This is a genomic window from Prauserella cavernicola (genome assembly GCF_016595675.1).
Classification (GTDB): domain Bacteria; phylum Actinomycetota; class Actinomycetes; order Mycobacteriales; family Pseudonocardiaceae; genus Prauserella_A; species Prauserella_A cavernicola.
In genome coordinates this window covers 1,246,179-1,270,502 of sequence record NZ_JAENJH010000001.1, presented here as the reverse complement: position 1 = coordinate 1,270,502, position 24,324 = coordinate 1,246,179, and the positions used below count along the sequence as shown (strand labels likewise).

Genomic DNA, 24,324 nt, shown 5'->3' with positions numbered 1-24,324 from the left:
GGCCTTTCCGGTGGTCAGGGCAGGGTGGGGACGAGCCCGCCGTCGATGAGCACGCTCTGGCCGGTGACGTAGGCGGCCTCGGGGGAGACGAGGAAACCGACCATCGCGGCGAACTCGTCGGGCGTGCCGTACCGCCCGGCGGGTACCGCGCTCTGGGCGTTCGCGCGGAACGCCTCGGCGTCGAGTCCCGCCCGTTCGGCACGCACCTGGTCCAGCCGCCGGACTCGGTCGGTGTCGATCCGCCCCGCGGAGACCATGTTGACGGTGATGCGCTCCGGCGCGAGCTGCACCGCGAGGTCCTTGACCAGGCCGTTGACCGCGGGCCGGAACACATTGGACAGGGTCAGGCCGTCCAGCGGCCTGCGCACGCTCGACGATCCGGTCGCGACGATCCGGCCGGAGCCGGCGGCGCGCATGTCGGGCAGTACGAGCCGGATGGAGCGCACGACGCTGAGCAGGTTCAGCTGGTACGCGGAGTTCCAGTCGTCCTCGTCGAGCGACTCGAATCCGCCGACCGTAGGCCCGCCCGCATTGGCGACCAGCGTGGTCACCGGTCCGAGCTCGGAGCGGGTCCGCTCGACGAGCCCGGCCAGTTCGCTCTCGTCGCGCACGTCGGTGGCGTGCCCGATCACCTCGCCGTAGGAGCCGAGCTGCTCCACGGCGTCGCGGACGTTGTCCTCCGACCGGGAGGCGATCGCCACCCGATGGCCTCGCTTGAGCAGTTCACCCGCGATGGCGAAGCCCAGGCCTCGAGTGCCTGCCAGCACCAGGGACACCGGAGCCGTCATCCGACCTCCTCAGATCCAGATACGGTATACAACATCTCAAGACAGTACATACGAGATATGATCTGCGGAAGTGGTGGATACACTCGAGTTCGACCCCAGCACCCGACCGACCCTGATCCGCCTGGAGGCCCAGTGGAGCCGATCCCCGAACGACCGCAGCGGCTGACCGAGACGGTCTACGCCCGCATCCGGGAGGCGATCGTGACGTCCGAGATCCCGCCGGGCGCGCCCGCCACGGAGGCCGGACTCGCCGAGCGGCTCGCGGTGAGCAAGACGCCGGTCAGGGAGGCGCTCGTCCGGCTGGCCTACGTCGGGTTCGTGGTGCCCGAGGGGCGCCGCGGGCTCTACGTCGTCTCGCCGTCACTGGAGTCGATCCGCTCCGCCTACGAGGTCCGGATCGCGCTCGAGGCGCAGGCGGTGCGCCTGGCCGCCGTGCGGCGCACCGACCAGCAGGCCACCGACATCGCACGGATCGCGCGGGAGTCGCTGGACGCGGTCGAGGCCGGCGACCGGCCCGCGTTCCGTGCGCGGGACCGGGAGTTCCACCTCGCCGTGGCCGACGCCGCGCAGAACCAGCGGCTCGCCAACGTCGTCACCGACTACGTGGACCTGGCCAACACCCTGCGGCGCAGGGACGTGCCCCAGGTCGACAACTCGAGGGAGTGCGCGGGGCACCACGTCCGGATCGCCGACGCCATCGCCGTGCACGACCCGGACGTGGCCGAGCGGACTCTGAAGGTGCACCTGTCGAAGGTGCAGCAGCTCGTCGAGGACGGCTTCAGGCAGACGGGGCAGCGGGCAGCCGTGTCATATGCCTGATCGCCAGGTCGGCGACACCGGGCGGCGGATCCGGCACCGGAGTTCGTGAGACCGAGGTCGTGAACAGGCCGCGGGCCTTGAAGCCCTCCTTGCGGAGCAGGCGCGCGAGGCCGGGCTGGAACTCGAAGTTGACCAAAGGCAGGTACGGCGCGAACGCCGTGGCCGCGGCCTCGAACCCGCCGTCGAGGTAGGCCTGCCAGCAGGCGATCAGCCCCTCGGGCGCGGTGAACCCGGTCATCGCACCGGCCGCGCCCGCGGCGAGCTCGTCGATCAGGTAGCTCCCACCGAGCCCGCCGAACACCGGCACGGTGGTGCGCGCGGCGAGGAACGCGACCTTCGTCGGCGTGGGCACGGACTCCAGCTTGATGCCGGACACCGCGGGGCTGCGCACGGCGACGTCGAGGATCTGCTCCTGCGTCATCCGGACGCCACTGATCGCCGGGTAGTCCTGCGCCACGATCCGGGCGCCTGTCGCCTCGTGGATCCGCCGGAAGTGCTCCACGACCATGTCGGGGTCAGTGTCGTTGAGCTGCACCAGATAGCTGTCGATCGCCTGCCCTCCGACGTCGGCCACGTTGCCGATCTCCTCGATGGCGGCCGCGGTATCCAGGCTGGTCACGCCCACGACCAGCGCGGTCGACGGCGCGGTGTCGTGCACGAGCTCGACGGCCCTGCGCCGCTCGGCGGGAGTGAGGTCGGCGGCCTCGCCGAACACGCCGAGCACGGTCATGCCGGCCAGGTCGAGACGGGAGTAGCTGGTCACCAGTCGCACCAGCGACTCGTCGTCGAAGGCCCCGTCCTCGGTGAACGGGCTGGCCAGCAGGCCCCAGATGCCTCGAGCGAGCTCGTGCCGGGCCGGTGCGGGGGACGATTGTTCGCTACGCGCAGTATCTGACATACAGATACGATATTCCTCTGGTTCGACCGACGACAAGATCGCGGCGCGAGATCAGTCGGGGCGGGACCTCTGCTCCGTTGGGTCGGCGGCGCCGACCTCAGCTGGACCGGCCGTCGGAGCCGGGGACGGTCATCGTTTCGCCCCGGTTCGCCGTGAACGAGATCGTCGTCCGTCCCACCGGCCAGCCGTCGCCGGTCGGTCCACGCCGGACCGGCCTCGCCTCAGTCGCCGGTGTCGGCCCAGTCGGCCCGCACGTGGCGGAGGTGCGCGCGCATGATCGCCTCCAGCCGGTCGGCGTCGCGGTCGGCGACCGCGGCCAGGATGTCGCGGTGCTCGGCCGCCGAGTCGACCAGCCTGCCGGACTCGACCAGTTTCTCCAGTCCGTACAGGCGGGTCTGGTCGCGCAGCGCGGCGACACTTTCGACGAGCCTGCGATTTCCGCTCAGGCCGAGCAGGTCGAGGTGGAAGCGCCGGTCGGCGTCCAGGAAGCGGACGATGTCGCCGTCCTTGGCCGCCACGTCGATCTCGTCGGCCGTCGCGGTGAGGCGGACCAGGTCCTCGTCGGTCGCGTTGGCGGCCGCGCGCAGCGTCCCCGGTACCTCCAGGAGCTGCCTCAGCTCGTAGACGTCGTCGAGGTCCTGTTCGCTCATCGCCACGACGCGGTAGCCGCGGTTGCGCACGGGTTCGAGCAGGCCCTGGTTGACGAGCGTGAGCATCGCCTCGCGGACCGGGCTGCTGGAGACGCCCAGCCGGTTCGCCAGCGCGGCGGCGGAGTAGATGTCGCCGGGCCGGATCTCGCCGGAGACCAGTGCCTGCCTGATCACCTCCAGCGCCTGGTCGCGCAGGTTGGTGTATCCCAGTTGACCCGGTGCAGGCTCGGCCACGCGCGCTGTCTCCCTGTGCCTCGTTCTTGACTTCGGGCTCCTCGGCATGCATCTTACTCGTCACCGGTGCGCGGTAACCGGTAACCGGTTACTTAGGAGTAACATATGCCCGAAGTGCACGGCTACTGCACGCTGTGCCGCTCCCGCTGCGGGGCGATCTACCGGGTCGACGGCGACTCGCTGGTGGACGTGCGGCCCGATCCCGCGCACCCCACCGGCGCCGCGATGTGCCCGAAGGGCCGCGCGGCACCGGAGATCGTGCACAGCCCGGAGCGGCTCACCCACCCGTTGCGCCGCACCACGCCCAAGTCCGATCCGGACCCGCGATGGCGGCGGATCAGCTGGGACGAGGCGCTGACCGAGATCGCCGAGCGGCTGGGCGACATCCGCGACACCAGCGGCCCCGAGGCCGTGGCCTTCTCGGTCACCTCGCCCAGTGGTACGCCGCTGTCCGACTCCATCGACTGGGTCGAGCGGTTCATCCGGCTCTTCGGCAGCCCGAACACCGTCTACTCCACCGAGATCTGCAACTGGCACAAGGACGTCGCGCACGCCTTCACCTTCGGCACCGGCCTGCCGACGCCGGACTACGCGAACACCGACCTCGCCGTGCTCTGGGGCCACAACCCCGCCAAGTCGTGGCTGGCGCAGTCCGCGGCACTGGCCGAGGGCGGCGCGCCACTCGCCGTGGTCGACCCCCGGCGCTCGACCAGCGCGCTGAGTGCCCGGCACTGGTTGCGGGTGCGGCCGGGCACCGACGCCGCGCTCGCGCTGGGCCTCGGCGGGCTCCTGCTCGACGCGGGCGCCTACGACGCCGAGTTCGTGCGCGCCTGGAGCAACGGCCCGCTGCTCGTGCGCACCGACTCCGGCCGGTTCCTGCGTGCCGGCGACCTCGATCCCGGTCTGTCCGGCTCCGTCGCCTACGTCGGGTGGGACGCAGACGCCCAGGAGCCCGTGCCCTACGACACCGCGGCCGCGGCCGTGCGGCCGGAGCGGTTCGCGCTGCGCGGGCGCTACCGCGTGCCGACCCGCCACGGCCCGCTCGACTGCGTGCCCGCGTTCGAGCGCTACGCCGAGGCGTGCGCGGCGTGGCCCGTGGACCGGACGGTGGCCGTCACCGGCGTCGGCACCGGGGTGCTGCGCGCCTTCGCCGACGACCTGGGCCAGGCGTCCTCGGTCGCCTACGCGACGTGGTCCGGGGTCGGCCAGCACGACAACGCCACCCAGACCGAGCGGGCCATCGCGAACCTCTACGCGCTGACGGGCAGCTACGACGCGCCCGGCGGCAACGTCGTGCTGCCGAAGCTGCCCGTCAACGCCGTGACGAGCCCGGATCAGCTCGCGCCCGAGCAACGCGCGAAAGCGCTTGGCGTGCAACGGTTCCCGCTCGGCCCGCCCGCGCAGGGCTGGGTGTCGGCGCGTGAGTTGTGCCGCTCCGTGCTCACCGGTGACCCGTACCGGGTGCGGGCGCTCGTGTCCTTCGGCGGCAACCTGCTGCTGTCCCAGCCCGATCCGGTCCGCACCGCGGAGGCGTTGCGCGGCCTGGAGTTCTCCGTCCACCTCGATCTGTTCAGCAACCCCACGGCGCGCTTCGCCGACATCGTGCTGCCGGTGAACAGCCCCTGGGAGCGCGAGGCCGTCAAGACGGGCTTCGAGATCACGCGGCAGGCACAGGAACGTGTCCAGCTCCGGCCACGCATGATCCCGCCGATCGGCGAGTCCCGTTCGGACACCGAGGTGGTGTTCGAGCTCGCGCGGCGACTGGGGCTGGGGGAGCGGTTCTTCGACGGCGACATCGAGGCGGCGTGGAACCACCAGCTGGCCCCGCTCGGACTCGACGTCGCGACGCTGCGCGAACACCGGGAGGGCACGCGGATCCCGCTGCGCACCACCTACCGCAAGTACGCCCAGACCGACGACAACGGCGCGGTCACCGGTTTCGCGACGCCCACCCGGCGCGTCGAGCTCTACTCGGAGCGGCTCGCCGCGCACGGCTACTCACCCGTGCCCCTGCACCCGGAGCGCGAGTGGGACCCGCGCTTCCCGCTGACGCTGACGTGTGCGAAGAACGGGTACTTCTGCCACAGCCAGCACCGCGGCATCTCCTCGCTGCGCAAGCGTTCGCCCGAGCCGACGGTCGACCTCAGCGCGCGGCTGGCCGCCGACCGCGGCATCGCCGAGGGCGACTGGGTGGACATCAGCACCCGCAACGCGACCGTGCGCATGCGCGCCCGCGTCGACGACACGCTGCACACCGACGTGGTGGTGGCCGAGTTCGGCTGGTGGCAGGAGGCCGACGACCTCGCACTGCCCGGTTCCGACCCGTTGAGCGACGGCGGTGCCAACTACAACCTGCTCGCCGACGACGACAGCCACGACCCCATCAGCGGCTCGGTCCCACTGCGCTCGATGGCGTGCGACGTGCGGCCGGTGGACACCGGCGCGTGGCGGGGCACGCGGGACTTCGTCGTCGCCTCGGCTCGCCCGGTGACCGCCGAGGTCGTCGCGCTCGCGTTGCGGCCCGCCGACGGTGGCCCGCTGCCCGCCTACCGGCCGGGCCAGCACGTCACGGTGGCCTTCGACGGAGTCGAGCGCAGCTACTCACTGACCGGCCCCGCCCACGAGGCGGGCCGCGAGACCTACGACATCGCCGTGCGCCGGGTTCCCGGCGGCCGGTTCTCCACGGCCGCGCACGAACGACTGCGGCCGGGCACCCCGGTCGCGGTGACCGCACCCGGTGGGCTGTTCGCCATCCCGACCGTCCACTCGCGACCGATCGTGCTGGTGGCCGCCGGCATCGGGATCACCCCGTTCCTCGGCTACCTGGAGACACTGGCGTCCTCCGGCGGCGACGTGCCCGAAGTCGTGCTCCACCACGGGAGCCGGGACGCGGCCTCGCACGTCTTCGCCGACCGGATCAGGTCGCTCGCGGCCGCGATCGGGAATCTCACCGTCGTCGACCACCACAGCAGAGCCGCGTCCGGTGACCGCGGTGACGTCCGCCGGGGGAGGGTCCGCGCCGAGCACGTCGACGCCGGGCTGATCCGGCGGCGCGCCCGCTTCTACCTCTGCGGACCCGGCCAGATGGTGGACGAGCTCGCCGAGGGCCTGCGAGCTCGCGGCGTCCACCGGTTCGACATCTTCGCCGAACGGTTCCACTCCGAGGCCAGGCCGGTCGAGATCCCCGACGATCTCGCCGTCACGGTGCGCTTCGCCCGTTCCGATCGCGACGTGCGCTGGAGCAAGACCGACGGCACGCTGCTCGACCTCGCGCGCGGCGCGGGCATCGCGCTGCCCAGCGGCTGCCGCCTCGGCCAGTGCGAGAGCTGCGCCGTGTCCGTGCTCAGCGGCTCCGTCGCCCATCTCGTCACCACCGCCGACCTGCCCGACGACCAATGCCTGACCTGCCAGTCGATGCCGACCACCGACGTGACGCTCGACGCCTGACCCACTGAACCGTGCCCGAACCCCGCTCGACCCACTGCCTGAACGGAGCCTGATGCAGACCGTGTCCGCCGAGCAGACCGCGCTCGCGCTGCCCTTCGCCACGCTCGTGCCCGCCCTGCGGGACGGGTTCGCGCGCGGTGCCACCACACCGCCCCGCCATCACCACGTGGTGAACGCCGACGCCGACGCGACCCTGCTGCTCATGCCCTCGTGGACCGACGGCGAGTTCCTCGGCGTCAAGCTCGTCAACGTGTTCCCCGGCAACAACGAACGGGGCCTGCCCGCGCTGTCGTCGGCGTTCGTACTGGCCAGCGCGGTCACCGGCGAGCACCTCGCCGTGATCGACGGCAACGAGCTGACCCGCCGCAGGACGGTCGCCACCTCGGCGCTCGCCGCCTCCTACCTCGCCCGGCCCGACAGCAGGGTGCATCTCGTGGTGGGCACCGGCCACATCGGCTCGCTGGTGCCCGCCGCGTACGCGAGCGTGCTGGAGCTCGACACAGTGCTCGTCCACGACCGCGACGCGGACCGTGCGGCCCGGTTCGCGGCCGAACTGCGCGAGCAGGGCCACCATGCCGAACCGGTGGCAGACCTCGCCGCCGCGGCGCGGCGGGCCGACGTCATCACGTGCGCGACGCTGGCCACCGAGCCGATCATCCGGGGCGAGTGGCTGCGGCCGGGCACACACCTGGACCTCATCGGCAGTTTCCGCCGCACCATGCGCGAGTCCGACGACGAGTGCGTGCGCCGGGGCACCGTCTACGTCGACACACCGGTGGCGTGCGACGAGTCGGGCGACCTCACCCAGCCGATCGCCGCCGGAGTACTGGATCCCGCGGCGATCGCCGGTGACCTCGCCCAGCTGTGCCGCGACGAGCTTCCCGGACGCCGCGACGCCGACGAGATCACCGTGTTCAAGACCGTCGGCAGCGGGCTCGCGGATCTCACCGCCGCGGCTCTCGCCTACCGCCACGACCACTGACCGGGAGAGCGACGATGACCAAGAGTGACATGTCCTCCGTGGACACCGAGTCCGGTCTGCTGGCCAGGCTGGCCACGCGCAGCGCCGCCTGGTCCGAACGATGGTTTCCCAACACGCTCGTCTTCGCGATGGTGGTCGTGCTCGTCGTCGCGGTCGCGGCGATGGGCATCGGGTCCTCGCCGGCCGAGGTGAGCGAGGTCTTCGGCGAGGGCTTCTGGGACCTCATCCCGTTCACGATGCAGATGGCGATGGTCGCCATCGGCGGCTACGTGGTGGCCACGGCGAAACCGATCAGGCGCGTCATCGTCCGCTTCGCGCAGCTGCCGTCGACACCGCGCGGCGCCATCGCCATGGTCGCCGCGGTGAGCCTGCTCTCCGCGCTGCTGAACTGGGGCTTCAGCCTCATCTTCAGCGCGCTGCTGGTGCGGCGGCTCGCCGAGCGCGAGTCGCTGCGGATGGACTACCGGGCGGCGTCGGCGGCGGCCTACCTCGGCCTCGGCGGCAGCTGGGCGCTCGGACTGAGCTCATCGGCGGCGCAGCTGCAGGCCAACCCCGAGAGCATTCCGAGCTCGCTCATGCCGATCACCGGCGTCATCCCGTTCCGCGAGACCATCTTCACCTGGCAGTCGCTGCTGCTCGCGGCGGTCATCGTCGTCGTCTGCGTGCTCGTCGCGTTCTTCTCCGCCCCGCGCGGCAAAGCCGTGAAGACGGCCGAGGACCTCGGCATCGACCCGAGAGACCCGGTCGAGGACGACACGCCCCGCACGCGTCCCGGCGAGTGGCTGGAGTACAGCCCGCTGCTGACGGTCGTGATCGTCGCGCTGGTGGGCGGCTGGGCCACGCAGCAGTTCGCCGCGCAGGACCCGATCGTCGCGATCTCCGGCCTGAACACCTACAACCTGCTGTTCCTCGCGCTCGGCCTGCTGCTGCACTGGCGGCCCCGGCGGTTCATCGCCGCGGTCGGCAAGGCCGTGCCCGCCACCGGCGGCGTGCTCATCCAGTTTCCGTTCTACGCCGGCATCGCGGCCATCATGACCAAGGCGGCCAACGGCGACGGCCACACGATCTCGCACTACCTCGCCACGGCGTTCACCAGCGTCAGCTCGCCGTGGGCGTTCCCGCTGCTGATCGGCGGTTACTCCATCGTGCTCGGCTTCCTCATCCCGTCGGGCGGAGGCAAGTGGATCATCGAGGCGCCCTACGTCATGCAGGCCGCCTCCGACCAGGGCGTGAACCTCGGCTGGACGGTGCAGATCTACAACGCCTCCGAGGCCTTGCCCAACCTGATCAACCCGTTCTGGATGCTGCCGCTGCTCGGGGTGCTCACCCTCAAGGCCCGCGACATCGTCGGCTTCACGTTCCTGTACCTCGTGGTGCTGTTCCCGGTGGTGCTCGGGCTGCTCACCCTGCTCGCGCCGACGTTCGACTATCACCCTCCCGTCATCCCTGCCGGATTCGGGGGATGATCGACGCGGAGGTGAGTGCGCGATGGCCACACCGGCGTACGACAGGAGTTCTGGGAACGGCTCTGGTCGACGACCCTGCGCGAACGAGGTGAGACCGTCGCGCGCAGGCCGCCCAACGCGCAGCTGACCGGCGAGGCCGCGGACCTGCCGCCCGGCCGGGCGCTCGACGCGGGATGCGGGCACGGCACCGACACCCTCTGGCTGGCCGCGCACGGGTGGCGGGTCACGGCGGTCGACTTCTCCGCAGCGGCGCTGGAGCACGGCGCCGCCACGGCCGAGGCGGCGGGCGCCGAACTCGTCGAGCGCGTCGAGTGGGTCGAGGCCGATCTCGGGACCTGGACCCCGCCCGCCGAGCACTACGACCTCGTGGTCTGCCTGTACGTGCACGTGGCGGGCCCGGTGGGGGAGCTGGTGCGGCGGATGGCTTCGGGAGTCGCGCCGGGCGGGACCCTGCTCCTGGTCGGGCACCGCCCGGTGGATCCGGCCACGGGAGACCCGACCCCAGCGGCCGGTCAGAGGCAGGTCTCCGTGGATGAGGCGGTCGCCGCGCTCGATCCAGGGCACTGGGAGTTCGTCGTGGCCGAGGAACGGCCGAGGGCCGCGGCCGGTTCCGGCGTCGACGCCGTGATCCGGGCGCATCGCGTGAGTCGGGCCGGGGACCACGACCTGGTGCTCAACAACGTGGACTGAGCTCGCCGGGGCCGAACTCGGTGTGCACCGACAGGTGCCCGGACAGCGCGCGGAGGAAGTCCGGGGCGTCGAAGACCGCGCCCGCGGACACGACACCGGTGGTGCTGGTCCGGCCGGTGAGGATGCGGTCGACGGCCTCCACGGCGAGTGGCGCGCTGATGGCGTAGATGTCCTGGCCGGTGGCGGAGATGCGGCGTCGCGTCTCGCCTGAGCGGACCAGGACGTCGACGACGAAGGTCTGCGCGGAGCGGCCGCGCTCGTCGACGGCTCTCGGTGCCGGGGCATCCGGAGCCGACAGGTCCGTGGCCGCCGTGGCCGTCATGTAGGTGCGCACCTCGGGGATGGCCAGATGACTGGGAACGGTCACGACGTCGGCCATCGTGAACTCTCCCAGAACTCGCTGCGTGCCGAGCGGAGCGGGGAAGTTCCACCCCAGGACGGGCGGAGCGTCGTCGTGGTACTCGAGCCGGCCGCCGGTGTAGCGGACCCGGCGGCCGTTCCGCCGTTGTCCGGAGACCACGCCCGACTCGACCGTGCCCGCGGTGGGGTGCCAGCTGTCCAGGCCGTAGGCGACATGTGCTTCGTCCGCCGCCGTCCACTCGCCCATCGCGGTGGTGACCAGCAGGTCGCCGAGACCGCCGTAGAAGGCCATCGCCGGGACCACCACGGTGCCCGCGTCGCGGATGCGCTGCGCGAAGTGGGCGAACATGTCGACGTTCGCCTCGATCTCGGCCGCCACGTCGACGTAGGGGATGCCGGCGCGCACCGCGGCCTCCACCAGCGGCGCGGCGGTCGTGGCGAAGGGACCGGCGCAGTTGATCACAGCGGCCGCGCCGCGGAGCGCGCGGTCGAGCGAGACCGGGTCGTCGACCGTGGCCCGGCGTGCCTCGAGTCCCGGCCAGGCCTGGCTCATCGCCCGCAGCTTCTCCTCGCTGCGGCCCAGTAGCACCGGGACGTACCCGCGCTCCCGCAGTTCCGCCACCATGAACCGCCCGGTGTGCCCGTAGGCGCCGAACACCGCCACGATCCGGTCCGTTCCCATGCCTGCTCCCGTGTGCTCGACGTGATTCACGAGGAAGATCCTTTCCCCGCAGGCACGCCGTCGCCAGTGTCTGGAACGACAGGACTCGTACACTTTCCGACATGAACACCGTGGCGGTCGCCGCGACCGACGGGATGCTGCACTTCGAGCTGTCCCTGGCCTACGAGATCTTCGGTTCGCCGCCCGCGGCGCTACCCGGCCCCTGGTACGACGTGAGTGTGTGCGGCGCCCGCGGCATCCAGTTCGGGCGGTTCCTGGTGGAGCCCGACCGCGGCCTCGACGGACTCACCCAGGCTGGCACGGTGATCGTCCCGGCCCTGGCCGATGTCGACGAGGATCCGCCCGCCGAGCTGGTCGAGGCTGTTCGCGCGGCGCACGAATCGGGCGCGCGGGTGGTCTCCCTGTGCACGGGTGCGTTCGTGCTGGCCGCCGCTGGTCTGTTGGACGGACTGGGCGCGACCACTCACTGGGCCCACACGGAGGAGTTGGCGGCGCGCTACCCGCGGGTGCGGGTCGACCCGGACGTGCTCTACGTCGACAACGGCAGCGTGCTCACCTCGGCGGGCAAGGCCGCGGCGCTCGACCTGTGCCTGCACCTGGTGCGCCGCGACCACGGCTCGGCGGTCGCCAACGTGGTCGCCCGCAGACTGGTCGTGCCGCCCCACCGAGCCGGTGGCCAGGCCCAGTTCGTCACCACACCGGTTCCCGAACGGGACGGTCATCCGCTCGCGGAGTTGTTGCCCTGGTTGACGCGGCGGTTGGACCAGCCGCTCACCGTCGAGCAACTGGCGGACAGGGCGAACATGAGCTCGCGTCAGCTGACTCGGCACTTCCGCGCTGTCACCGGAACCACGCCACTGCAGTGGCTGCTGATCCAGCGGGTCCGTCGCGCGCAGGAGTTGCTGGAGACCACCAACGACAGCGTCGACACCATCGCCGAGGCCGCGGGCATGGGCAGCGCGGCGACACTGCGCCGCCACTTTCACCGCACAGTCGGCGTGCCGCCGGACGCCTACCGTCGAACGTTCCGGGTGTGACGCCGCGGGTCTAGCTCGGGAGCAGGTCGAGCAGGCGCGACCAGACGGCGTCGGGGTCGTCGAGCTCCTCGAGCCGGTCCGCCGCGGTGAGGGCGGAGTCGCGGAAGGTCTCGTCCTCGAGGACGAGACTGACGTTGGCCGCCACCTCGTCCGGGACGGCGCAGAGGGTCGCCGCCCCGAAGGACGTCACCTGCTCGGCGATGACGTGCTGCTCGGCCACCATCGGCATGAGCACCATCGGCACGCCGCGCGAGAGCGCTCCGAGCGTGGTGCCCGCTCCGCTCGCGCCCACCAGGACCGCGGCGTCGCGCAGCAGGCGGTCCATCGGCACGAACCCGGTCGCGTGCACGCGGTCCGCCGGAGCGTCCAACGTGGTCGGATCCGCGCCCGCCCCGGTGGTCACGACCACGTTCACGTCCAGTCTCAGCACGTCGTGCAGCGCCGCCTTCAGCAGCGACTGGTCGGTGACCACGGTCCCGAGCGAGAGCACCACCGTGGGCAGCTGTTCGCGCCCGGGGAAGCTCGGCGCGAACTCCGCGTCGCCGTGGTGTGCCTTGGGCCGGATCGCGAGCGAGTCGGCTGGCGCGACGAAGCCCGCGGCCTGCAGCCACGACGGCCAGACGTCGACCAGCGCCGTGCGGGTGATGGGCGGCAGGTCGAGCCGGCGCAGGCGGCGCCGCAGTGCGCCGGTGAACGCGTCCTCGAGGTCCGGCGGCAGCGCCGTGGTGACGCTGAACGGCACCCACGGAACCCCGAGCGCGGCCGCGACCAGCGGAGCGACGAAGTCGACCGTGTCGCCGACGACGACATCGGGCCGGTGCTGCCTGGCCACGGCCAGCGCCCGCTCGTAGGTCAGGTCGATCCGGGTGTCGACGAACATGTCGACGATCGCGCCGACCTCGGCGAGGTCTCTCGGCGTCGCGCCGTCGTGCCGGCGCGCGTACTCGATGCCGATCTCCTCGAAGGACGGCCCGCACGGGGTGAACGGCAGGTCGCCGACGACGGGCGCGAACCCCTCGTGCGTCGCCACGGTCACGCTCGCGCCGGCGGCGTGGGCCGCCCGCGCGAGCGGTAACAGGGGGAGCAGGTGCCCGTGGAGGGGCAGGGCGCTGAACAGAACCCGCACGTGTATCTCCATTGCTACAACAGTCGCTGTGCCCCCGGCGCGGGCTCTGGCCGCGGCGCACGAGGCCTGGTTCGGGGTCAGTGTTCCCCTCACCGGACCCACGACGCCAACCAGGTCACCCGTGCCGGTGCGGCTCACGAGTTCAGCGCGGCCGTCGGTGGGGTCCTCGCCGCCCGCACGGCGGGGTAGAAGCCCGCTACCGCGCCGATGAGCAGGGTCGCCGCGAGCCCGGCCGCGGGCGCCACCGCGGGCATCGTGAACGGCCAGTCGTTGCCGAACGCCAGCGCGCCCGTCACGGCCGCGCCGATACCGCAGCCCACCACGCCGCCGAGCGCCGAGAGCAGCAACGCCTCCGCGAGGAACTGCAGGAGGATGTGCTTGCGGGTGCCGCCCAGCGCTCGGCGCAGTCCGACCTCGCGCCGGCGTTCGAGCACGGCGATGATCATCGTGTTCGCCACCCCGATCCCGCCCACGAGCAGGGCCACCGAGCCGAGTCCGACCAGCAGACCGGTGAAGGCGTCGTTGGCCGCGTTCCTCGCGGCGAGCGCGTCGGAGGGCCGCGAGACCTCGACCTGTTCGGGACTCTCCGGCGAGATCGTCGGACCGAGCAGCTCACGGACGCTGCCCACCGCCTCGTCGGCCGAGCGCTCGTAGACGGTCGTCGGACTGCCGTCGAAACCGAACAGTTCCTTCGCGACGTCTTCGCCGAGCAGTGCGGTGCTGTCCAGCTCGGGCGCGAGCGTGACGGGGTCGAGGATCCCCACGACGGTGAAGAACCGGCCGCCGAGCCACACCTGCGTGCCGGGTGAGGCGACGCCGAGGCGTTCGGCCGCGGTCTGTCCGAGAACGACGGCCGGATACGTCGAGGTGGCCTCGTTGAGCCAGTTCCCGGCACGCAGCGTGCCCGACACCACGTCGAGCAGTGCGGTGTCGGCCGCCGTGGCCGTGATGCCGCCCGTCGCGTCCGGATCGGACAGTGGGCTGCGGTAGACCGGCTCTGGCAGCGCGGCGGTGCTGCTGGCCGACTCGACGCCGTCCACCATGCCCACCTTGGCCACGGCGTCCTCGGGCAGCTTCGTGTCCTTGCCGAGCAGGTCCTTGCCCGCGGTCGCGGTGAGCAGGTTGGTGCCGAGTCGCGCGAGCTCGTCGTTCAACCGTGCCTGGCTCGACGACGAGATCCCCACGACCGCGATCATCGCGGCGATGCCGATGGCGATGCCCAGCGCGGACAGGATCGCGCGGGCCGGCCGCGCGCGCAGCCCGGCCATCCCGAGGCGGACCACGTCGCGGCCGAGCAGCCGGGACGCGGGTGTCCTTCTCGTGCTCACGCGGCGGCACCTTCCCACTCGGCCGAGTCACTGCGCACCCTGCCGTCGCGCACGGCGATCCGGCGGGGGATCCGCTCGGCGAGCTCGAGGTCGTGGGTGATGACCACGACGGTCGTGCCCTCCCGGTTGAGCTCGCCGAGCAGCTCGACGATCCGCTCGCCGGAGGCCGAGTCGAGGTTGCCCGTCGGCTCGTCGGCCAGCAGCAGCGGCGGCTCACCGAGGACGGCCCGCGCGATGGCGACGCGCTGGCGTTCGCCGCCGGAGAGCTCGTGCGACCGGTGTCCGAGCCGGTGTCCGAGCCCGACGCGGTCGAGCGCCGCCGCGGCGCGCCGCTGGCGGTCGGCGCGCGGCACGCCCGTGTAGAGCAGCCCGTCGGCCACGTTGTCGAGCGCGCTCACGCCCTCGGCGAGGTGGAACTGCTGGAAGACGAAGCCGATCCGGTGCGCGCGCAGCGCGGACAGCGCCCGGTCACCGAGCTCGTCGACGTCGACCCCGTCGACGCGCACGGTGCCCGCGGTGGCGCGGTCGAGTGTGCCGATCAGGTTGAGCAGCGTCGACTTGCCGGACCCGCTCGGCCCGACGATGGCGACGAACTCGCCCGTGTGCAGCGTCAGCGACACCCCGTCGCACGCGTGCACGGGCGGTTCGCCGTAGGACCGGCGGACGTCGGTGAGCGAGACGATCTCGGTCATCGGCTCGGCACCACCACTCGCTCGCCCGCCCGCACCCCGTCGCCGGAGACCTCGACGCGGCCGCCGGCGAAGAGCCCGGTGGTCACCGGCACCTTCCGTGTGCCGCCGTCGCGGCCGACGATCTCGATCCCGAACCGCCGCGCGTCCAGCGCGAGCAGCGCGCCGACCGGTACGGAGAGCACGTCCTCGCGCGTCTCGCTCGGGATGTCGACGGTCACCGACGCCTCCTGGAAAGACCCGGCGGCGTCGGGGTCGTCCAGGGTGATCACCACGGGGATGACCGTGTCGCCGCCGCCGTGGGCGGATTCCTTCTCGGTGGGCGTGCCGACCGACGAGATCGTGCCCGTGGTCTCGGCGCCGTCGGGAAGCCGCAGGTGCACCGGCTTGTCCTTCGCCGCGAGCCGCTGGTCCGCCAGCGGCAGGTCGACGTCGACCACCTGGGTGGTGCCGGTCGTCTCGAACAGGCCGGCGCCGGGCGCGACGCGGTCGCCGACCTGTGCGGTGAGGTTGCCGATCCGCAGGTCGCCGCGGGTGAACACGACCGAGCCCAGCGGCAGGCGGCCGGTGACCTCGACGCCCAGGTCCTTCTGCCACAGCTCGATCGCGTTCGCGGTGAGCCACGTGAACTCCTCGTCGGGCTCACCGTCGAAGAAACCGAGCTCGCGCAGGCTGTGTTCGAGCGCCCGCACGTCGGGTCCGTCGGCCATGCCGGTCTCGAAGTCCCGCCACGCGGGCAGGTCACCGCGCAGCAGGTACACCCCGACGTTGTCGACGGCGTAGAGCCGGTCGCCGAGCCGGACGAGAGAGCCGGGCGCGGGCAGTCCGGTGAGGATCCCGTTCCCGGCCGACTCGATGCTGCGCCCACCCGAGAACCGGAGCGTGCCGGAGGCGGTCGTGCTGCCCGAGAGGTCGCCGCGCACGATCTCCTCGGCGGTGCCGTCGTAGGCCCTCGGAGCGTCGGTGTCACCCTCGTCGGCGTTCGCGGTGACGGCGTCGGTGATGCCGAACCCCGCTCCCGCGCCCACCGCGATCACACCTGCGGTGAGCGCGATCAGCACGTTGCGGCGGGGGCGTCGCGCGCGGCGCGGGCCGGTGGCGTCGTCCTCGGACATCAGTTGGCCCCGGTGCGCTGTGCGGTGCACTTCTCGATGATGTCGGCGGGCGCGTCCACCATCTCGCTCGCCTCACCGCGCTTCGGGTCGGGCACCTCGATGCCGTTGTCGCGGAAGCACTTCGCGGATTCGAGCTGCTGCTCGTACCGCTCGTCGTCGGTCAGTGCGGGGCCGCCGTCCGGCGCGGGCGGCGGGCCCAGCTTCTCGCGGCAGGTCTCCATGGCCTGCTGCAAGGCGGCCGAGTCCCCGCCCTTGAGCTCCACGCTGCCCCCGCTGGGGTCGGGCATGTCGATGCCCTGGTCGCGCATGCACTGTGCGAGGTCGAGCTGGTAGTCCTCGAACGAGGCCGACGCCGACGGCTCCTGCGACCCGGACTGGCCGCCCGTCGAGCTCGCGTCGTCGCCGGATCCGCCGCCGCACCCGCTCAGCAGTGCGATGAGCAGGGGAGCCGCCGTGAACAGGGCGAGCTTCGAGGCGCGGTTCTTCGGCTGCGTCATGGTGTGGTGCTCCTTCTCGGTGTTCGTCTGACGGGTGCCAGCCGACCATCCGGGGTGTTGCCGCGACCTCTGGTTGAACCTTTACGGTTTGAGAACAGTGGTGGTGATTGGCTCCGCGCCGAAGGGTGCCGACCGAGGAGTGGTTTTTCGTATGCGTGTGCTGATCGTCGAGGACGAGCCCTACCTCGCCGACGCGATCCGGGCCGGGCTCCGCCGGGCGACGATCGCGGCGGACGTCGTCCACGACGGGGAGACCGCGCTGGAGCAGATCACCGTCAACGACTACGAGGTGGTCCTGCTCGACCGGGACCTGCCGGGAATCCACGGCGACGAGGTGTGCAAGCGGATCGCGGCCGACCACCCGGAGCTGCGAGTGCTGATGCTCACGGCGGCGGGTTCGCTGTGGGACCGGGTGTCCGGCTTCGAGCTCGGCGCCGACGACTACCTGCCCAAGCCCTTCGAACTGCCCGAGCTCGTCGCCCGGTTGCGAGCGCTCGAACGGCGCACCCAGCCCGCGCGGCCACCCGTGCTGGAGTCGCACGGGGTGCGCCTGGACGCGTTCCGCCGCGAGGTCTACCGCGACGGCAGCTCGGTGCGGCTGAGCCCCAAGGAGTTCGCCGTGCTGCAGGTGCTGATGAAGGCCGAGGGCGGGGTGCTCAGCGCGGAGGAGATCCTCGAACAGGCGTGGGACGCCAACGCCGATCCGTTCACGAACTCGCCCCGCGTGACGATCTCCAACCTGCGCAAGCATCTCGGCGAACCGAAGGTGATCCAGACGGTTCCCGGCGCCGGCTACCGGTTCGGCGACTGACGTGGCCCGCTCCGGGTCACGGCGCCTGCCGATCCGCGTCAGGCTGGCGCTGAGCTACGCGGGCATGGTCACGGGTTCGGTGGCCGTGTTCATCGCGATCGTCTACCTCTTCATGCGCTTCGTGCCCAGTTTCAAGATCGCGGAAGTGCTGGGCGGGCCGACTCCGCTGGACGAGGCCACGACTCACTACGGCCGGACAGAACCGCCCGCCACCTCGATCGCGATCGAGAGTGCCGACGACTTCCTCGAGAACTTCCTCACCGTCTCGGCGATCGCGCTGATTACGCTCGCCCTGCTCGGCGCCGTCGTCGGCTGGATCGTCGCGGGCCGCATCATCAAGCCGCTCTCGGCCATCAACGTCGCCGCGACGAGGGCCGCCACCGGAGACCTCGACCACCGGGTGGGGCTCGATGGTCCGCGCGACGAGGTGCGCGATCTCGCCGACACCTTCGACCGGATGCTCGGTTCGCTCGAGCGCTCGTTCGCGATCCACCGCCGGTTCGCGGCCAACGCGTCGCACGAGCTGCGGACCCCGCTCGCGACGACGCAGACGATGATCGACGTCGCGCTCGACGACCCGGACACCGATCTGACCGAGTTCCGCGCACTCGCCGGGCGGGTGCGGGAGATGAACCGGTCGAACATCGAGACCGTCGGCGCGCTGCTCGACCTCGCCGACGCCGACCGGGGCGCGCGCCTGCGCGAACCGGCCGACCTGGCGAGGATCTCGCGTGCGGTGGTGGGCGATCACGAGGCCGAGGCCGCGGCGGCGGGCGTCGCGGTTCGCGCGCCCGAAGGACACGCGGTGGCGTTCGGTGATCCCGTGCTGATCCGGCAGGCGTTGTCGAACCTCGTGCGCAACGCCGTCCGGCACAACCACGCCGGCGGCCACGCGCTCGTGCGGCTGTCGGCGACCGAGGAGGTGGCGCGTGTGACCGTCGTGAACACGGGACCTCCGGTGGCGCAGGAGTCAGTGGAGTCGCTGGTCGAGCCCTTCGTGCGCGGCAGCGGCCGCGTCCGCACGCCCGGCTCGGGGCACGGACTCGGGCTGGCCATCGTCGCCGCCGTCGCCAGCGCGCACGAGGGTGCCTTGAGCCTGTCGCCCAATTCGGACGGTGGGCTCACCGTCGACCTCGATATGCCGCGCGCGAAAGCCTGAACATCTCCGCAACATCGCCCTCCCTAGCGTTGCCTTCGTCTTCGTCCACAGACGACAGGAGCACGCATTGTGCGTACGTTAAGGGGAATTCGACGCGGTGCCAGGGTGGCGTTCGCGTCGGGCGTGACAGTGGCGGTCGCACTGGGGATCGGTGTGGTGACCACCGCGAACGCGGGGCAGAGCCAGAACGCGGACCTCGCGGAGTTCTACGGGCAGGAGCTCGACTGGAAGCAGTGCGAGGAACCGGAGCCGTGGCCTCCCTCGGAACAGCCCGACGACGGCATCATCATCGATCCGTGGAAGGGCCAGTGGAAGCACATGGAGTGCGCCACGGCGATCGTCCCGGTGGACTACGAGAATCCCGAGGACGGCAGGCTGCGCATCGAGGTCAGCCGCATCAAGGCGAAGGATTCCGAGAAACGGCAGGGGGTCCTGCTCTTCAACCCCGGCGGTCCCGGCGGAGGTGGGCTGTCCATGCCGCTGCCGGTGCGGGACACGGAGCTGGCGGAGTCGTTCGACCTCATCGGCTTCGATCCGCGGGGCGTCGGCCGGTCCTCCGGGCTCTTCTGCGAACGAATCGACGATCCCCGCCCGGACACGACCCGGCCCACCGACGAGCAGTTCGCCGCGTACACGCAGTACGCCAAGGAACGCGAGGCCGCCTGTGAACGGGGCGGCGGCGGCATCCGGCCGTTCATCAACACGGCCAACACGGCGCGGGACATGGACGTCATCAGGGCGGCGCTGGACGAGAAGAAGATCAACTACGTCGGCTACTCCTACGGCACCTACCTGGGCGCGGTCTACGGAAGCCTCTTTCCCGAGGGCCTGAACCGCAGCGTGCTCGACTCGTCGATCCACCCCGACTGGCTGTGGCGCGAGCAGGGCCTGCAGCAGTCGGTCGGCGTGCGGTTCAACGTCGAGGAGTGGGCCACGTGGGTCGGTGAGCGCGACGGCACCTTCGGTCTGGGTACGTCGAAGGACGAGGTGCTGGCCACCACCGAGGCGCTCACCGAGAAGCTGGCCGACGAGTCGGTGCCGCTGGACCGGGAACGGCCGGAGGACTGGCCGTTCTACTGGCCGCGGGAGTTCGACGGTGACGAGATGGACATCTTCCTCGCTCAGACCACCCAGCAGCGTCCGGTGTGGGATGTCGTCGCCGAGGTGGTCGGTGAGCTCCGCACGGCGGCGGAGGACGGCACCGCGCTGTCCAAGGACACCAGCGACTCGGTCGGCAGGCTGCTCTCGGAGCAGGGCATCGGCAAGATCGACCCGGGGGTGTACGACACCGTCACCTGCGAGGCGGACTGGCCGAGCGATCCCGAGACCTACTACGAGGACATGCGGCGCTACCGCGAGCAGTACCCGTACCACGACCGCAACGGCAGCGGCGTGATCGGTGCCGCGCCGACCAACTGCACGTTCCGCGGCTTCACGCCGCCGGAGCCCTTGGTGTCGCTCGAGCGCGACGGCTACCCGGCGGGGATCGTGATCCAGGGCGACGGCGACCCCGCGACGCAGTACGCGGGCGGTCCCGAGATGGCGGACACGCTGGGCAACCACCTGATCTCGGTGCGGGACAGCGGCGGGCACGGACACTACGGCAGCAATCCGTGTGTCACCGAGCGGGTCGACGACTACCTGATCAACGGCGTGCTGCCGCCGAGCCGGTCGGAGTGCGCCGCCGAACCGCGTCCCTCCGTCCCGGCCGACGACGCTCCCGACGCTCCCGCCGACGCCGGGGCGCAGGAACGGAGCGACGTGAGCAAGGACGCCCGGGTGCGGGAGGCGAGCGCGAACCGGTCGATCTGGCAGGTGCCTGCCCGGATGTAACACGGAGTCCACAGTGGACGAGGAGGCACCGGCGCGCGCCGCGGTACCCGCGATGCGGCACCGTCGCAAGCGTGGCAGGCGGACGATGTCCGTTCCGGCAGAGGCTCCGGCCGAACGCACCCGCCGGTTTGCCCGATCGGCGTACGCCGAAAGAATGAAGGTATGCCGGAAGGGCGCAGCTGTCCGGAGTTTCGCGCCGGTGCTTCCACGTCCGACAGAACCGAAGCCGGGTCCACCCCGGCCGGGAGGAGTTTCGTGTTTCATCGGAGACGTCTGGTCCGCACGTCGTTCGCGTTCGCCGCGGTGCCGATGCTGATCGCGCTCGGTGCCTGCGGGGGTCAGGAGTCCGAAGCGCAGTCGGAGGCGGGAACCAACGACGGAGCGCTGGATCGCTTCTACAACCAGGAACTGGAGTTCGGATCGTGCGAGGGCTACGCGCCCACGGCGACCGAGGAGCAGTACTACGTCGAGCCGTTCGAGTGCGGGCGGCTCGAGGTGCCGCTGAACTACGACGAGCCCGACGGTGAGACCGCCTGGATCGGGGTGATGCGGCTGGCCGCCAAGGGGGAGCGGATCGGCTCGCTGGTGCTCAACCCCGGCGGTCCCGGCGGCTCGGGCATGACGCAGGCCGCGGTCGCGTCGGTGGGCCTGAAGGACACCGAGGTCCTGCAGCGCTTCGACATGGTCGGCTTCGACCCGCGCGGTGTCGGTGCGTCGACGCCCGCGATCGACTGCTTCACCGACGAGGAGCGCGATCGGGGTGAGGACTGGGTGACCTCGCTCGGCACCGCGGGGGAGTGGACCGAGGACTACACCCAGGAGTTGGCGGACACGTGCGCCGAGGGCTCGGGCGGCGAGGACGTGCTCGCCTCGGTCGGCAGTCGCAACGTTGCCAGGGACATGGACGTGCTCCGCGCCGCGCTGGGCGAGGAGAAACTGACCTACGCCGGGCAGAGCTACGGCACGCGGCTCGGCGCCGTCTACGCGGAGATGTTCCCGGAGAAGGTCAGGGCGATGGTGCTGGACGGGGCCATCGATCCCACGCAGAGCCTCGCGGAGCGCAGGCTGGAGCTGCAGGTCGGGTTCCAGCGCTCGTTCGACCTGATGGCCAAGTCGTGCGCGACGAGCCAGGACTGTCCACTGGGTACCGATCCCGGGAAGGCGACGGAGGTCTTCCAGGACCTGGTGCGGCCACTGATCGACGAACCGGTTCCCGCGGGCGAAGGCCGTGAGCTCGGCTTCAACCAGGCGACCGGGGGCGTGACCACCGGGCTGTACTACTCCGAGCAGTGGCCCGCGATCATCGACGCCATCGCCCAGCTCAAGAACGAGCGGCGGGGCGACAAGCTGATGGCGCTGAGCGACTCGATGGGCGTGCGGGGCGCGGACGGCGCCTGGAACAACCAGACCGACGCCAACCTCGCCATCAACTGCAACGACGAGCAACGTCGGTCGCCCGAGGAGGAGGCGAAGCTCCGCACCGAACTCGCCGAGGTGAGCCCGTTCATGGACTCCGGCGAGGACTTCGAGGGCGCCTCGCGCGACGCGTGCGAGAAGTGGCCGGGTGAGCCGTCGCTCGGCTTCCCCTACGCCCAGAACGTGCAGGGCCTGCCCGAGACGCTGGTGATCTCGGTGACCGGCGACCCGGTGACCCCGTACGACGCGGGCAAGACCCTGGCCGAGTCGCTCGGCGGCACGATGCTGACGGTCGAGGGGGAGCGGCACACCGTCGCGCAGGCGGGCACCAGCCCGTGTGTCAACGACCTCGTCGCCGAGTACCTGATCAATCTGAAGACGCCGGCCGAGGACCAGCGCTGTTCGCTGTGACCGGTTGACGAAGGGGAACGGGGAGATGGCCGCCCCGGAGCGGGGGCTCCGGGGCGGCTCGCCCGGGCCGGGCCTGCTCAGATCCGGCCCACCCGGAACGTGGTGCTGTAGAGCCGTTCCTCGCCCGGCTCCAGGAAGGTCATGGAGCCGTTCTCGCGCGCCGCGGTCTCGCCCTGCACATGGTGCGTCGACGGTTCGAAGCCCACCGCGTAGGCGCCCTCGCGCAGGTGCATCCACTGGAAGAAGCACGGGAACTGTGCCGTGTCGTACTCCAGCTCGAAGAACACGCCGAGCCGCTCGTTGACCAACCGGGGCCGCACCAGGCCGTGCTCGTCGGGTTCCAGCTCGTGCTCGTAGACCTGCTCCACGAAGCCCGGCACCGGCGGTGGCATCGTGGTGTTCGAGATGTCCTGCTCGGCCACGCTGTCGCTGCGCCACACAGTTTTCCGCAGTGGCAGCTCGTAGTGTGCGCCCTCATCGAGGAACGGCCAGCCGATGTTGACGTGGTAGAGGTACATGTGCGGCGTCGGGTCAAAGCCCGCGTTGCGGACCCGGTCGATCAGCCGGATCTCCGTGCCGCCGAGGTCGGCCTCGATGCGCCGGGTGAGCCGCAGGTGCTCGCCGAAGATCGCGGCCTGGCGCACCTCGCCCTCGGCCCACAGCACGCAGCGGCCGTCGTCCTGCCACTGCTCGCCGTAGCCGGTGAGCCGGGCGGGCAGGTTGGCGACGCGGCCGTGCAGTCCGTTGGAGACGGTGCGCCGCGGCGGGTAGCGGTACTGCGAGGCATCCACCTCGGCGCCGAAGAGCGTGTGGTCGAGCCCCGCGGTGAGCAACAGGCCCGAGAAGCTGCGCATCATCGACAGGCCGTCGTCGTCGCGGTACTCGTGCAGCCCGGGGTGGCGGAATCCCGTGGCGGAGCGCCAGCCGAAGCCCGCGCCGTCGAGTTCCGCGCCGCCCAGGTCCATGGCCCTGTCCACGAGCACGTCGAACGACAGGCCCGCGCCCGTGCGGAACTCGAGCGTGCGGATGCCGCGCTCGGCGCCGTCGTCGAGCACGACCGAGCGCACCCCGCCCGCGGCGCTCAGATCGCCCGCCAGCCTGGCCAGCGAGTCGCGGTCGTAGGACCGTCCGTGCAGCTTCACGACATCACCCACCCTCCGTTGACCTCGATGCACTGGCCGGTGACGAACGAGGAGTCCGCTCCGGCCAGAAAGGACACCACCGCCGCCAGTTCGTCGGGCTGCCCGCGTCGTTTCAGTGCCTGATGGTCCAGCACGTGCCGCTGGTAGGCCTCGGGGTTCTCGTGGATCTCCTCCGCCGCCGTGGGAAACGCGCCGGGTGAGACGCAGTTGACGCGGATCTCGGCGGGACCGAGCTCGCGGGCCAGCGCGCGGGTGAACGCCACGGCCGCGCCCTTGGTGGAGATGTAGGCGGCCAGCGAGTCCCAGCCGCCGTGCATGGTGATCGAGGCGACGTTGACGATCGTGCCGCCGCCCACGTCGCTCAGGTGCCGCGCCGCGGCCTGGGCGGCGACCCAGTAGGCGCGCTGGTTCACGGCGACGACCTCGTCGTACTCGGCCAGCGGCACTTCGAGAAAGGCCCTGCTCGGGTACACGGCGGCGTTGTTCACCAGGCAGCGCAGCGGCCCCAGCTCCGTGGCGGTGCGGTCGACGGCCTCCTCGATCGCGGCCGGGTCGCGCAGGTCGGTGGTCAGCGCCAGCACGCGGGCGCCCTCCTTGGCCACCAGCTCGGCGGTCTGCTCGAGCGAGTCGGCGTCGCGGTCGAGTACGGCGACGTCGTGCCCGTCGGCGGCGAGCCGGCGGGCGATCGCCCTGCCCAGGGCGCCGCCGGCACCGGTCACGAGTGCGGCTTGGGACTGCTTCATC

General features: G+C 71.5%; 21 protein-coding genes. 10 read left to right on the top strand and 11 right to left on the bottom strand.

The annotated features are described in order from the left end of the window. Positions 1-14: 14 nt before the first annotated feature. A complete protein-coding gene (locus tag JHE00_RS05975; RefSeq protein WP_200315486.1) occupies positions 15-788 on the bottom strand; it encodes an SDR family oxidoreductase in 774 nt (257 codons plus the stop codon). 132 nt (positions 789-920) lie between these two features. Between JHE00_RS05975 and JHE00_RS05970 the strand changes: the two genes are divergently transcribed. Then, positions 921-1,607 (top strand): GntR family transcriptional regulator, encoded by a 687-nt coding sequence (locus JHE00_RS05970; protein WP_200315484.1) that lies wholly within the window; start codon positions 921-923, stop codon positions 1,605-1,607. On the opposite strand, the gene JHE00_RS05965 is transcribed toward JHE00_RS05970, so the two are convergent. Then, positions 1,567-2,505, bottom strand: coding sequence for a dihydrodipicolinate synthase family protein (locus JHE00_RS05965; RefSeq protein WP_200315482.1), 939 nt, complete (start codon positions 2,503-2,505; stop codon positions 1,567-1,569). The two genes, JHE00_RS05970 and JHE00_RS05965, sit on opposite strands and share 41 nt — an antisense overlap. Positions 2,506-2,726: 221 nt before the next feature. Then, on the bottom strand, positions 2,727-3,389 hold the full coding sequence (locus JHE00_RS05960; protein WP_307831830.1) for a GntR family transcriptional regulator: 663 nt from the start codon (positions 3,387-3,389) through the stop codon (positions 2,727-2,729). A gap of 105 nt (positions 3,390-3,494) precedes the next feature. On the opposite strand from JHE00_RS05960, the gene JHE00_RS05955 reads away from it, so the two are divergent. Genes JHE00_RS05955 through JHE00_RS05940 form a run of 4 tightly spaced genes read left to right on the top strand, consistent with a single transcriptional unit; the run spans position 3,495 to position 9,974 of the window. Then, positions 3,495-6,836, top strand: a complete 3,342-nt coding sequence (locus JHE00_RS05955) for a molybdopterin-dependent oxidoreductase (protein ID WP_200315478.1) — start codon at positions 3,495-3,497, stop codon at positions 6,834-6,836. A gap of 52 nt (positions 6,837-6,888) precedes the next feature. After that, positions 6,889-7,818: a bifunctional Delta(1)-pyrroline-2-carboxylate/Delta(1)-piperideine-2-carboxylate reductase gene (gene lhpI / locus JHE00_RS05950; protein ID WP_200315476.1), complete on the top strand. Its 930-nt coding sequence runs from the start codon at positions 6,889-6,891 to the stop codon at positions 7,816-7,818. A 14-nt stretch (positions 7,819-7,832) separates the two neighbouring features. After that, the gene (locus JHE00_RS05945) at positions 7,833-9,284 is read left to right on the top strand and encodes a short-chain fatty acid transporter (protein WP_230422814.1); all 1,452 of its coding nucleotides are present in this window, start codon (positions 7,833-7,835) and stop codon (positions 9,282-9,284) included. A gap of 15 nt (positions 9,285-9,299) precedes the next feature. Then, a complete protein-coding gene (locus tag JHE00_RS05940; RefSeq protein ID WP_200315474.1) occupies positions 9,300-9,974 on the top strand; it encodes a class I SAM-dependent methyltransferase in 675 nt (224 codons plus the stop codon). Here JHE00_RS05940 and JHE00_RS05935 read toward each other — a convergent pair. Further along, a complete protein-coding gene (locus tag JHE00_RS05935) occupies positions 9,958-11,016 on the bottom strand; it encodes a saccharopine dehydrogenase family protein (RefSeq protein WP_200315472.1) in 1,059 nt (352 codons plus the stop codon). The two genes, JHE00_RS05940 and JHE00_RS05935, sit on opposite strands and share 17 nt — an antisense overlap. Before the next feature lie 101 nt (positions 11,017-11,117). Between JHE00_RS05935 and JHE00_RS05930 the strand changes: the two genes are divergently transcribed. Then, positions 11,118-12,053, top strand: coding sequence for a helix-turn-helix domain-containing protein (locus JHE00_RS05930; RefSeq protein ID WP_200315470.1), 936 nt, complete (start codon positions 11,118-11,120; stop codon positions 12,051-12,053). Positions 12,054-12,063: 10 nt separating this feature from the next. Here JHE00_RS05930 and JHE00_RS05925 read toward each other — a convergent pair whose 3' ends face one another. The 5 genes from JHE00_RS05925 to JHE00_RS05905 form a co-directional block, all read right to left on the bottom strand. After that, a complete protein-coding gene (locus JHE00_RS05925) occupies positions 12,064-13,179 on the bottom strand; it encodes a glycosyltransferase (RefSeq protein WP_200315468.1) in 1,116 nt (371 codons plus the stop codon). Positions 13,180-13,313: 134 nt separating this feature from the next. Further along, positions 13,314-14,507, bottom strand: a complete 1,194-nt coding sequence (locus JHE00_RS05920) for an ABC transporter permease (RefSeq protein WP_307831829.1) — start codon at positions 14,505-14,507, stop codon at positions 13,314-13,316. After that, on the bottom strand, positions 14,504-15,199 hold the full coding sequence (locus JHE00_RS05915) for an ABC transporter ATP-binding protein (protein WP_200315466.1): 696 nt from the start codon (positions 15,197-15,199) through the stop codon (positions 14,504-14,506). The genes JHE00_RS05920 and JHE00_RS05915 overlap by 4 nt, the downstream gene beginning before the upstream one ends. Continuing rightward, positions 15,196-16,311, bottom strand: a complete 1,116-nt coding sequence (locus JHE00_RS05910; protein ID WP_200315464.1) for a peptidoglycan-binding protein — start codon at positions 16,309-16,311, stop codon at positions 15,196-15,198. Before JHE00_RS05910 ends, JHE00_RS05915 begins: the two co-directional genes overlap by 4 nt. Further along, on the bottom strand, positions 16,311-16,808 hold the full coding sequence (locus JHE00_RS05905) for a hypothetical protein (protein ID WP_200315462.1): 498 nt from the start codon (positions 16,806-16,808) through the stop codon (positions 16,311-16,313). The genes JHE00_RS05910 and JHE00_RS05905 overlap by 1 nt, the downstream gene beginning before the upstream one ends. A 151-nt stretch (positions 16,809-16,959) precedes the next feature. Here JHE00_RS05905 and JHE00_RS05900 point away from each other — a divergent pair, with 151 nt between their 5' ends. The 4 genes from JHE00_RS05900 (at position 16,960) to JHE00_RS05885 (ending at position 22,438) form a co-directional block, all read left to right on the top strand. After that, positions 16,960-17,619 (top strand): response regulator transcription factor, encoded by a 660-nt coding sequence (locus tag JHE00_RS05900; RefSeq protein ID WP_200315461.1) that lies wholly within the window; start codon positions 16,960-16,962, stop codon positions 17,617-17,619. Position 17,620: 1 nt separating this feature from the next. Further along, positions 17,621-18,778 (top strand): sensor histidine kinase, encoded by a 1,158-nt coding sequence (locus JHE00_RS05895; protein WP_200315460.1) that lies wholly within the window; start codon positions 17,621-17,623, stop codon positions 18,776-18,778. 105 nt (positions 18,779-18,883) lie between these two features. Then, positions 18,884-20,611, top strand: a complete 1,728-nt coding sequence (locus tag JHE00_RS05890) for an alpha/beta hydrolase (RefSeq protein ID WP_200315459.1) — start codon at positions 18,884-18,886, stop codon at positions 20,609-20,611. 255 nt (positions 20,612-20,866) lie between these two features. Next, complete coding sequence (locus JHE00_RS05885; protein WP_200315458.1) at positions 20,867-22,438, top strand: alpha/beta hydrolase; 1,572 nt, start codon at positions 20,867-20,869, stop codon at positions 22,436-22,438. Positions 22,439-22,515: 77 nt separating this feature from the next. On the opposite strand, the gene JHE00_RS05880 is transcribed toward JHE00_RS05885, so the two are convergent. Next, positions 22,516-23,580: an aldose 1-epimerase family protein gene (locus JHE00_RS05880; protein WP_200315457.1), complete on the bottom strand. Its 1,065-nt coding sequence runs from the start codon at positions 23,578-23,580 to the stop codon at positions 22,516-22,518. Beyond that, positions 23,577-24,323: an SDR family NAD(P)-dependent oxidoreductase gene (locus JHE00_RS05875; protein WP_200315455.1), complete on the bottom strand. Its 747-nt coding sequence runs from the start codon at positions 24,321-24,323 to the stop codon at positions 23,577-23,579. Before JHE00_RS05875 ends, JHE00_RS05880 begins: the two co-directional genes overlap by 4 nt. Position 24,324 lies beyond the last annotated feature (1 nt).